The following is a 10,064-nucleotide window of genomic DNA, read 5'->3' as shown; positions in this document are numbered from 1 at the left end:
GTCTCGTCGTCGAGGTCGACGACGAGACCGACGACCCGGCCGACGACCCGTCCCACGACGGGGCCGCCCGGCACGACGACCACGACCGGCAGCACGACCACCAGCTCGACCAGCAGCTCGACCAGCAGCACGACCACCAGGACCACGACGAGGAGCCCGGGACCCACGATGACGAGCACCACGGGGACTGCGCACCCCTCCGAGACCTCCGGCACCCCGGACCCGTACGCCGACGCCCCGACGACGATGCTGCCCGCGATGCGGGTGCCGTCGCAGGGTCCGGTGGCGCCGCGGATCCGGCAGGCGCCGCCCGGCACGACGACGCTGCCCGCGGCGGGGTTCTCGTGGGCGCCGGTGGCCGGCCTCGGCTACGAGGCGAAGCTCGACGACGCCGGCTGGCGGCCGTGCGACGGCGAGTGGTACGCGATCTTCATCGACCTGCCGGCCGGCCCGCACCACTTCTACGTGCGGTCGGTCGACCGCACGAGCGGGGCCCGCAGCGACGCCGCCCGGTACGACTGGGTCGTCGGCTGACCCGTCGGGGGGCATGCTGACCGGGTGCCCGCCGCTGCCGGACCACCTGCCGGACCACCCGCCGGACCACCGGCCCTCACCGACGCCGGTCTGCCCGCCCTGCTCGCCGCCCGCGGCGTCCCGGGGCTCGTCGACGTCCACACCCACTTCATGCCGGCGAACGTCCTCGCGAAGGTGTGGGCGTTCTTCGACGAGGTCGGCGCCCGCACCGGCCGGCCGTGGCCGATCACCTACCGGACCGACGAGCCGCAGCGGCTCGCGACGCTGCGCTCGTTCGGCGTGACGGCGTTCGCGCCGCTGGCGTACCCGCACCGGCCCGGGATGGCCCGCTGGCTCAACGAGTGGCTCCGGGAGTTCGCCGCGCGCACGCCCGACGCCGTCCCCACCGCGACGTTCTACCCCGAGATCGACGCCCCGCAGTACGTCGAGGAGGCGCTCGAGGCCGGGCTGCGGTGCGTCAAGGTGCACGTCCAGGTCGGCGGCTTCGACCCGCGGGACCCGCTGCTCGACGACGTCTGGGGGCTGCTCGCGCAGGCCGGCGTCCCCGTCGTCACGCACTGCGGCGACGGCCCGAACCGGGGCGAGTACACGGGTCTGGGCATCTTCGAGGAGGTGCTCGCCCGGCACCCGGACCTCGTGGCCGTCCTCGCGCACGCCGGGCTGCCGGACTACACCGCGGCCCTCGACCTCGTGCACCGCTACCCGCGGGTGCACCTCGACACGACGATGGTCGGGACGGCGTTCACGCAGGCGTTCGCCCCGCTGCCGGCGGACTGGCCGGCCCGGCTCGTCGACGTCGCCGACCGCGTCGTCCTCGGCACCGACTTCCCGAACATCCCGCACCCGTACGCCGAGCAGGTCGCCGCGGTCGTCGGGTGGGCGGACGCCGACCCGCGGCTCGGCGACGCGTTCCTGCGCGCCGTCCTGCACGACACGGGGGCGCGTCTGCTCGGTGGGTGACCTACAGCCCGAGGTCGGCCAGGTGCGGCAGGTGCTCGCGGGCCGCGGCCCGGGCCTGCGCGGCGGTCGGGGACGACGCGGCGGCGCGGGCGGCGTCCCGGCACTGCTCGTCGGTCGCCCCGGCGAGCGCGGCGGCGACGTCGGCGATCGAGCGGGCCGTCATCGACAGCGAGTCGACGCCGAGGCCGACGAGCACGCACGCGAGCGCCGGGTCGGCGGCGGCCTCGCCGCAGACCCCGACCGGGCGGCCGCGGCGCTCCCCGGCCCGGCACGTCATGTCGACCAGGCGCAGCAGCGCGGGCTGCCAGGGGTCGTTGAGCGGGGCCAGGTCGCCGAGGAGCCGGTCGGCGGCGAGCGTGTACTGCGTGAGGTCGTTCGTGCCGATGCTCGCGAACGCGGCCTCGGTGAGGATCTCGTCGGCGCAGATCGCCGCGGACGGGATCTCGACCATGACCCCGGCGGTCTGCAGGCCGTGGGCGTGGCAGCGGGAGACGAACGCCTGGGTCGCGTCGACGGTCGCGATCATCGGCGCCATCACCCAGACCTCGGCCTCGGTCTGCCCGGCCGCGGCGGCGATCGCCGCGAGCTGGTCCTCGAGCAGCTGCGGGGCGCGGTAGACGGTGCGCAGGCCACGGACGCCGAGCGCCGGGTTCGGCTCGTCGGTCGCCGTGACGAACGGGAGCGGCTTGTCGGAGCCGGCGTCGAGGGTGCGGACGACGACCTTCTTGCCGGCGAACTGCTCGAGGACGCCGCGGTAGGCCGCGACCTGCTCCTCGACGGTCGGCGGCTCGGTCCGGTCGAGGAAGCAGAACTCGGTGCGGAACAGGCCGACGCCCTCGGCACCGGCGGCCGCGGCGGCCACCGCCCCCGCGCCGTCGCCGACGTTGGCGAGCAGGGCGACCGGGGTGCCGCTCGCCGTCCGGCCTCGGCCGTCGAAGCTGCGCGGACCGGTCGCGGCGAGCCGCTCCGCCCGCGCGCGGGCCGCGTCGTCCGGGTCGACGACGACCCGGCCGGCGGCGCCGTCGACGAGGACGACGTCACCGTCGGCGAGGGAGGCGGCGTCCTTCGCGGCGACGACCGCGGGCAGCCCGAGCGCCCGCGCGAGGATCGCGGTGTGCGACGTCGGGCCGCCCTCGACGGTGACCAGCGCGCGGACGACGGCGGTGTCGATCGTCGCGGTGTCGGCCGGGGCGAGGTCGTGCGCGACGAGCACGAACGGCACGTCGGAGTGCGGGATGCCGGGCGCGGGGCGCCCGGTGAGCTCGGCGACGATCCGGTCCCGGACGTCCTCGACGTCCCGCGAGCGCTCGGCCATGTAGCCGCCGAGGCTCGCGAGCATCGCGGCGACGTCGTTGGCGGCCTGCCAGATGGCCCGCTCGGGGGTGAGCCCGGCGTCGGTGACGAGCCCGGTGGCCGTCGCCTCGAGCGTCGGGTCGGCGGCCATGAGCGCGGTCGCCTCGAGCACCGCGCGGCCGGTCTCGGAGGCGGACTCGGCCCGGTGCTCGAGGTCGGCGCGGACGGCGTCCGCGGCCACGACGAGCCGGGCCGCGGCGGCGGCCCGCTCGTCCTCGGGCAGGACGACGCCCGCGTCCGGTTCGCGGACGGGGTCCGGCATCCGCCGGACCGGGGCGACGACGAGGCCGGCGCTGACGCCGACGCCCTGGATGTCGCGCATGAGGGGACCTCTTCGACGAAGACACGGGTGGACGGCCAGGGGTGGGGGCCCGGCTGTGACCTCTGTCATACACCAGACCAGCACAGTTATGCACTATCTCCCAAGCAACTGAACGGATGTGACGATGAGTCGATGCGTCCGCCGCTGCCCCCCTGGATGACCGTTCGTGACCGGATGACCCATTCGGTACCCGGGGAATCACTCGTGCGAGGCGGGAGGATCAGGGCCTTCCCGGTCGACAAGTCCTTCATGACCTCAGCTCGCCTCCCCCGTCGCAGCACGGCCCTTCGTCGCGCCACGCGTCCCGTGCTCGCCGCAGGCATCTCCGCAGTGCTCGCAGGCGCCGGGCTCGCCACGACCGCCGCTCCGGCGAGCGCCACCGTGGCCGCCTGCTCCAGCGTCGGGCTCACCGTCTCCGCCCTGCACGGCCCGAACTTCTACATCGACTCCGGGATCAGCCCGCAGCTCATGGGGGCGTACGCGGGGTACCGGGTGGCGAACACAGGGTCCGCCCGCAGCGACCTCTGGGTGAAGCTCGCGAACTTCAGCGGCGGGCGTGTCGGTCTGGGCACCGGGCAGGCGGCGAGCATGCAGATCGCCTCTCTGGCGGGCGGCGCCGGGCAGTCGCTCTTCTGGTTCCTGTCCGCCACCGGGACCGGCAGCGGCCCGGCCCAGAACCACGACGTGCAGGTGTGGTCGGGGCGTCCCGACCTGCCGGGGTCGAGCCAGCTGTGCGGGACCACGGGCGGCTTCAGCGCCGTCAGCGAGACCATCAAGGCGGCCGCCAACAAGCTCACCTCCGTCACCGTCGACGGTGGCACGCCGACGATCGGTGCGACGTTCACGATCACCGTGAACGGGCAGACCGGCACGGTCGGGGACGGCCCTGCCGGTGACTACCGGTCCTTCTGGATGACACCTGCCGCGTCGTCGTCGTGGCCCGCGGGCGCCTACCGCCTCGTCGGCACGAGCCTGACCCTGCAGGGGACGACCTACACGGACCAGCTCCGCGTCGCCAGCCTCAACAGCGCGAGCAGCGACTACACCGCGACGTACACGTTCCGTGCCGTCGGCTACACGGCGTCGGCGGCGTCGCTCGTACCGATCCAGCAGATCACGTCGGGCACCCAGGTCAAGCACACGGACCTCGGATCGCTCGCCTCGCTGCCCGCGATCACACCGGCCACGAACGACCTCCTCCTCGCGAAGACGGCGGACGTCTCCTCCCTGCCGAGCGCCGGCGGCGACGTGCACTACGAGGTGGCCGTCACCGGCACGGCGGGCGCCGTGATCGACGACTTCGCCGACACCGTCCCGAGCGGTGCGACGCTCGTGCCCGGCTCGGTGACCTGGCGCGGCAGCACGGTGCCGGACGGTGTGCTCTCCGGCGGCGTCCTCACGTTCTCGGGGCCGTTCACCGTCGGCGCGGGCACCAGCGTCCTCGGCTACACGTTGACGCTGCCGGCAGTCTCCGGTGACCGGGCCAACTCCGTCGTCGCGCACGTCGGGTCGGCCACGGTCGACGCATCGCTGAGCCTCACGGACGACACCGCCGCGGGGGCGACCGTCCACGTCAACGGCGCCCCGACCGCGGTCGACGACACGACGAGCGCGACGCAGGACGTCCCGGCGACCCTCACGGTCCTCGGCAACGACAGCGACCCCGAGAACGACCCGCTGACGATCACCGCCGTCTCCACGCCGTCGCACGGCACGGCGGCCACGACGGCCGGCGACACCAAGATCCTCTACACGCCGGACTCCGGCTACGTCGGCACCGACCAGCTCACCTACGACGTCTCCGACGGCAACGGCGGCACCGACACCGCCACCGTGGACGTCACGGTGAACGTCCCGGGCCCGCTGACCCTGGCCGCTGACACCGCGACCGCGACCTCGGGCGTCGCGACCGACGTCGACGTCCTCGGCAACGACACCGGCAACGCGCCGCTCGTCGTGACGGCGGCCGGTACCCCGGCCCACGGCACCGTGCAGGTGGCGGCGGACGGCTCCACGGTGACCTACACGCCGGACGCGGCGTACGAGGGCAGCGACTCGTTCACGTACGACGTCGAGGACGCGACCACCCAGACCGGTCAGGAGACGGTCACCGTGACCGTCGCACCGCCTGCCCTCGTGGCCACGGACGACACCGGGACGACGGACGACACGACTCCCGCGACGATCGACCTCCTGGACAACGACCACGGCTTCGGGGCCCTGGCGGTGGACAGCGTCACCCAGCCCGCCAACGGCTCCGTCGTCGACAACCACGACGGAACGGTGACCTACACGCCGGCCGCCGGCCAGCTCGGTGACGACACGTTCACCTACGACGTGACCGACGGTGCCGCGACCCCGCGCACCGACACCGCTTCGGTCACCGTCACCGTGTCGGCCACGACCGCGAACGACCCGGTCGACGACACCGCGACGACGCCGTACGACGAGAGCGTGCTCGTCGACGTCCTCTCCAACGACCCGGGCAGCCCGGCGATCGACGAGGTCGGGACGCCCGCGCACGGGACCGCGGTCGTCGAGAGCGGCCAGGTCCGGTACACGCCGCCCGGCGACTTCGCCGGCACCGACACGTTCACGTACACCGTGACGGGCTCGGCGACCGCGGCCGAGGTCAGCGTGGACGTGACCGCTCCGGCCCTGTCGGCTGCGGACGACACCGCGACGAGCGGCCACGGCGCGAGCCCGGTGACGGTCCACGTGCGCGCCAACGACACCGGCACGGGTCTCACCGTCACCGACGTCTCGGACACCGACAACGGCGGCACGGCGCAGATCGTCGGGGGCAGCGTCCGGGTGACGCCCGCCGCGGGCTTCCGGGGCGCGGATGCACTGACCTACACCGTCACGGACGTCGTCGGGAACACCGACACCGCGACCATCGACCTCACGGTGCCGAACACCGCCCCGACGGTCTCGGCCCCGGCCGCGCGGACCATCGTCGCCGGCAGTGCGACGACGTTCACGCTCACCGTCGGTGACGCCGACCCGGACGACGACCCGACGGTCACGACCGGCACGCCGACCGGCTCGGCCAACGCGGCGAGCCGGGTCACCCGGACGGTCGGCACGTCCGGCGGCTCGCCCACCGTGCGCGTCGCGGCCGCCACGACGTTCAGCGGGTCGGCGACCGTGCCCGTGACCGTCTCGGACGGCCACGGCGGCACGGCCACGACGACGCTCCGCGTGACGGTCACGCCCCAGGCACCGACGGGCGTCACGGCCGGCGTGGTCGGCAACCCCGCGGCGAAGAAGATCGTCGAGAAGCCGACCTACGACGCCAAGGGCGCCCCGGTCTCGCGCACGCTGACCGAGCAGATCGACTCCCGCGTCACCTGGCGCGTCTCCCCGACCACCTCGGTGACCGGGTACGTCGTCCGGGTGAACGGCGCGGCCGTCTGCGAGGTCGCGGCGGCGCCGCTCGCGACGACGCAGTCCTGCACGGTCGCCGACCGGGCGCTGCGGACGACGGACACCGTCACCGTGACCGCCCTCGGCCCCGCGTCGACCCGGTCGACGGCCGCCACGGTCCCGGTCAGCCGGCCGACCTCCGCCCGGCACCTGCTCGCGGTCGTGTACTTCCCCGTCGGCGACTTCCGGCTCGACGCCACCGCTCGCGCGGTGCTGGCGAGGGTGGACGCCCAGGCGGTGCGGTACGGCATGCGGTCCGTCCGGCTCGAGGGCCACACCGACGCCGACGGTTCGGCCTCGTCGAACCAGACCCTGTCGGAGAACCGGTCCCGGCAGGTCGGGCAGTGGCTCGTCGAGCGCGACGAGCGCGTCCGGGTGCGGACCGCGGGCTTCGGCGAGACCGACCCTGCGCTGCCGAACACCACGGCGCGGGGCAAGGCCGGCAACCGACGGGTCGAGATCTACGTCGGCGACTGACCGCCGCCCGGCACCGCCCCTGCGCCGGTCCACGGCGCGGGGGCGGTGCCTGGCCGGGCCCGCGTCACCACTGCATCCGTTCCGCGAGCCGCCGGCACGCGATCTGGACCGGGTCGTGGACCGGGGAGAACGGCGGCGCGTAGGACAGGTCCATGGCGGCGACGTCGTCGACGCGCGCGTGCAGCCAGATCGCGGCCGCCGCGGTGTCGATCCGCTTGGCCGAGCCGGCGCCGCCGACGATCTGCAGCCCGAGCAGCAGCCGGGACCCCTTCTCCGCCAGCACCTTGACCGCGATCGGCGACGCCTCCGGCATGTAGCCGCTCGCCGTCGTCGACTGCGTGACGAGGCTCGCGACGTCGCGGCCGGAGTCGAGCGCCTGCTGCGTCGTCGGGCCGGTGCGGCCGATCTCGACGTGGACGCCGTTCGCGACGAACCGGGTGATCGCGGTCCCGAGCACGCCGCCGAACCGGGCCGGTCCGCCCGCGGTGCCGTCCTCCGGGTCGCCGGCCGCGGAGCGACCGATGTTCTCCCCCGCCACCCGGCCCTGCTTGTTCGCGTGCGTGCCGAGCGGCACGTACACCCGCTGCCCGCCGTGCCGCTCGACGTGCTCGCAGCAGTCCCCCGCCGCCCACACCCCCGGCAGCACGGCACCGTCCGGGCCGAGCGCCCGCTGCCGGTCGTCGGTGAGGACGCCGCCGAGGTCCCCGATGGCGACCCCGGCCGCGACCGCGAGCTCCGAACGCGGCCGGGCACCGAGGCCGAGCGCGACGACGTCGCCCTCGAACCGTTCTCCCGCAGCCGGTCCCGCCGTACCGCTGCCCGTCGGCACCGCGCTCACGCAGGCGACCCGGCCGTCCGGGCCGACGGTCAGCGACCCGACGTCCTCCCCGACCCGGACCGTCACCCCGGCCCGCTCGACCGCCTCGCGGACCCGCGCCCCCATGTCGGGGTCGAGGGCCCCCATCACCTCGCGCCGGGTGACGAGCGTCGTCGCCAACCCCTTGCGCACGAACGCCTCCGCCATCTCCAGCCCGATGTAGCCACCGCCGACGACGACCCCGCGGCGGGGTGCGCCGGCGAGCATCGCGACCCAGGCCGCGCCGTCGTCGAGGTCCTTGACCGCCCGGACCCCGGGCACCACCCGGCCGTCCGCGTCGAGCGCCCACGGCGGGACGACGGGCGCCGCGCCGGTCGCGAGCAGGACGTCGTCGTACTCCCACGTCGTCCGCGCGCCGGTCGCGACGTCGACGCCGGTCACGGTGCGGGCGGCGACGTCGAGCCCGACGGCCTCCACCCCGAGCCGCAGGTCGATGCCGGCCGCGCGGTGCTCCTGCGCGGTCCGCGCGACGAGCCGGTCGCCGTCCTCGACGTCGCCGGCCACCCAGTACGGGATCCCGCAGGCCGAGTACGACGTGTGCCGCGTCCGCTCCAGGGCCACGACACGCAGGTCGACGCCGGCCGCCCGCGCCGTCCGCAGCGCCTGGTGCGCGGCGCTCATCCCGGCGGCGTCCGCGCCGACGACGACGAGCCGGTGAACGACCGACGACGATCCGGCCACGCTGCCTCCCTGGGTCCGCACGGGCCCCGCACAGGGCCGGGCCCACCCTCGCACGCCGTGCCCCTGCGCGAACGCCCGAGCCCTCTAGGCTCGCCCCATGAGCGAGCGACGCGCGATCGACTGCTGGCTGACCGACATGGACGGCGTGCTCGTCCACGAGGGGACCGCCCTGCCCGGCGCCGCGGACTTCCTCGCCCGGCTGCGCGAGAAGGACAAGCGGTTCCTCGTGCTGACGAACAACTCGATCTTCACCGCCCGCGACCTGCGCGCCCGGCTCCTCGGCTCCGGCCTCGACGTGCCGGAGGAGGCGATCTGGACGTCGGCGCTGGCGACCGCGCAGTTCCTCGACGACCAGCACCCCGGCGGCTCGGCGTACGTCATCGGCGAAGCCGGCCTCACGACGGCGCTCCACGAGATCGGGTACGTGCTCACCGACACCGACCCCGACTACGTCGTCCTCGGCGAGACCCGGACCTACTCGTTCGAGGCCATCACCAAGGCGATCCGGCTCATCGACGGCGGCGCCCGGTTCATCGCGACGAACCCGGACCCGACGGGCCCCTCGGCCGAGGGCCCGCTGCCGGCCTGCGGTGCGGTCGCAGCCCTCATCACCAAGGCGACCGGGGCGGTGCCCTACGTCGTCGGCAAGCCGAACCCGATGATGTTCCGCTCGGCGATGAACCGGATCGACGCCCACTCGGAGTCGACGGCGATGATCGGCGACCGGATGGACACCGACATCGTCGCGGGCATCGAGGCGGGCCTGTCGACGTACCTCGTCCTCACCGGCTCCACCCCGCGCAGCGCGGTCGAGACCTTCCCGTACCGGCCCTCGCACGTCCGGGACTCGATCGCGGACATCGTCGACCTCGTCTGAGCGCGCCCGGCGCTCAGCGCTTGAGCACCCGGCGCATGATGATCCGCGTCTCGATCGAGGTCACGCCCGGGAGCAGCCGGATCAGCTGCACCGCCTCGTACAGCTCGGCCTGCGTGCGGCCCTTGACCCGGACCTCGTAGTCGATGGTGCCGGCGAGGTCGAGCACCTCGACGACGGCCGGGATCGACGCGAAGCCCTCCTCCATCGTCGGGGCGTCGACGTCGATCGCCGTGTTGACGTGGACGACCGCGTGCCAGGGGGTGCCCTCGAGCTCCGGGTCGAGGAGGACGGTGTACCCGCGGACGACGCCGCTGGCCTCCATCCGGCGCATCCGCTGGGTCACGGCCTGGGCCGAGAGACCGACCGCCTCGCCGAGGTCGCGGAAGGACGCACGGGCGTTCTCCACGAGCAGACGGAGGATTCTTCCGTCGGTGGAGTCCAGACCGCGGTTCCTCATGCGCTGCTCGACCACGGTTTCATGCTCTCAGACGAGATCTGCTGCCATCGATCCATGTCCACGCCCACCCTCCGCCGCCGCCCAGACCGGTTCGAGA

8 protein-coding genes are annotated in these 10,064 nt (G+C 74.5%); 4 read left to right on the top strand and 4 right to left on the bottom strand.

All coding sequences use genetic code 11. From position 1 onward, the window contains the following. The coding region (locus tag ECOMGDLI_RS34425) for a hypothetical protein (protein ID WP_158220891.1) at positions 1-182 on the bottom strand (182 nt) is incomplete at its 3' end. Between ECOMGDLI_RS34425 and ECOMGDLI_RS04070 the strand changes: the two genes are divergently transcribed. Continuing rightward, the gene (locus ECOMGDLI_RS04070; protein ID WP_088314058.1) at positions 169-534 is read left to right on the top strand and encodes a hypothetical protein; all 366 of its coding nucleotides are present in this window, start codon (positions 169-171) and stop codon (positions 532-534) included. The two genes, ECOMGDLI_RS34425 and ECOMGDLI_RS04070, sit on opposite strands and share 14 nt — an antisense overlap. A 24-nt stretch (positions 535-558) precedes the next feature. Further along, on the top strand, positions 559-1,494 hold the full coding sequence (locus ECOMGDLI_RS04065) for an amidohydrolase family protein (protein WP_088314055.1): 936 nt from the start codon (positions 559-561) through the stop codon (positions 1,492-1,494). A 1-nt stretch (position 1,495) separates the two neighbouring features. Here ECOMGDLI_RS04065 and ptsP read toward each other — a convergent pair whose 3' ends face one another. After that, complete coding sequence (ptsP, locus tag ECOMGDLI_RS04060) at positions 1,496-3,169, bottom strand: phosphoenolpyruvate--protein phosphotransferase (RefSeq protein WP_088314053.1); 1,674 nt, start codon at positions 3,167-3,169, stop codon at positions 1,496-1,498. Positions 3,170-3,475: 306 nt separating this feature from the next. Here ptsP and ECOMGDLI_RS04055 point away from each other — a divergent pair, with 306 nt between their 5' ends. Further along, the gene (locus ECOMGDLI_RS04055) at positions 3,476-7,075 is read left to right on the top strand and encodes an Ig-like domain-containing protein (RefSeq protein ID WP_158220890.1); all 3,600 of its coding nucleotides are present in this window, start codon (positions 3,476-3,478) and stop codon (positions 7,073-7,075) included. 64 nt (positions 7,076-7,139) lie between these two features. Here the strand turns inward: ECOMGDLI_RS04055 and ECOMGDLI_RS04050 are convergent, their stop codons facing one another. Beyond that, on the bottom strand, positions 7,140-8,633 hold the full coding sequence (locus tag ECOMGDLI_RS04050) for an FAD-dependent oxidoreductase (protein ID WP_198954526.1): 1,494 nt from the start codon (positions 8,631-8,633) through the stop codon (positions 7,140-7,142). A gap of 97 nt (positions 8,634-8,730) precedes the next feature. Between ECOMGDLI_RS04050 and ECOMGDLI_RS04045 the strand changes: the two genes are divergently transcribed. Beyond that, positions 8,731-9,510: an HAD-IIA family hydrolase gene (locus ECOMGDLI_RS04045; protein WP_088314046.1), complete on the top strand. Its 780-nt coding sequence runs from the start codon at positions 8,731-8,733 to the stop codon at positions 9,508-9,510. Between the two features lie 13 nt (positions 9,511-9,523). On the opposite strand, the gene ECOMGDLI_RS04040 is transcribed toward ECOMGDLI_RS04045, so the two are convergent. Next, a complete protein-coding gene (locus tag ECOMGDLI_RS04040; RefSeq protein ID WP_255395972.1) occupies positions 9,524-9,967 on the bottom strand; it encodes an Lrp/AsnC family transcriptional regulator in 444 nt (147 codons plus the stop codon). Positions 9,968-10,064: the final 97 nt, after the last annotated feature.

Source organism: Kineosporia sp. R_H_3, assembly GCF_002198675.1.
Classification (GTDB): Bacteria; Actinomycetota; Actinomycetes; order Actinomycetales; family Kineosporiaceae; genus R-H-3.
The sequence above is the reverse complement of the archived record's forward strand: the minus strand, read 5'-3'. Positions and strand labels throughout refer to the sequence as shown.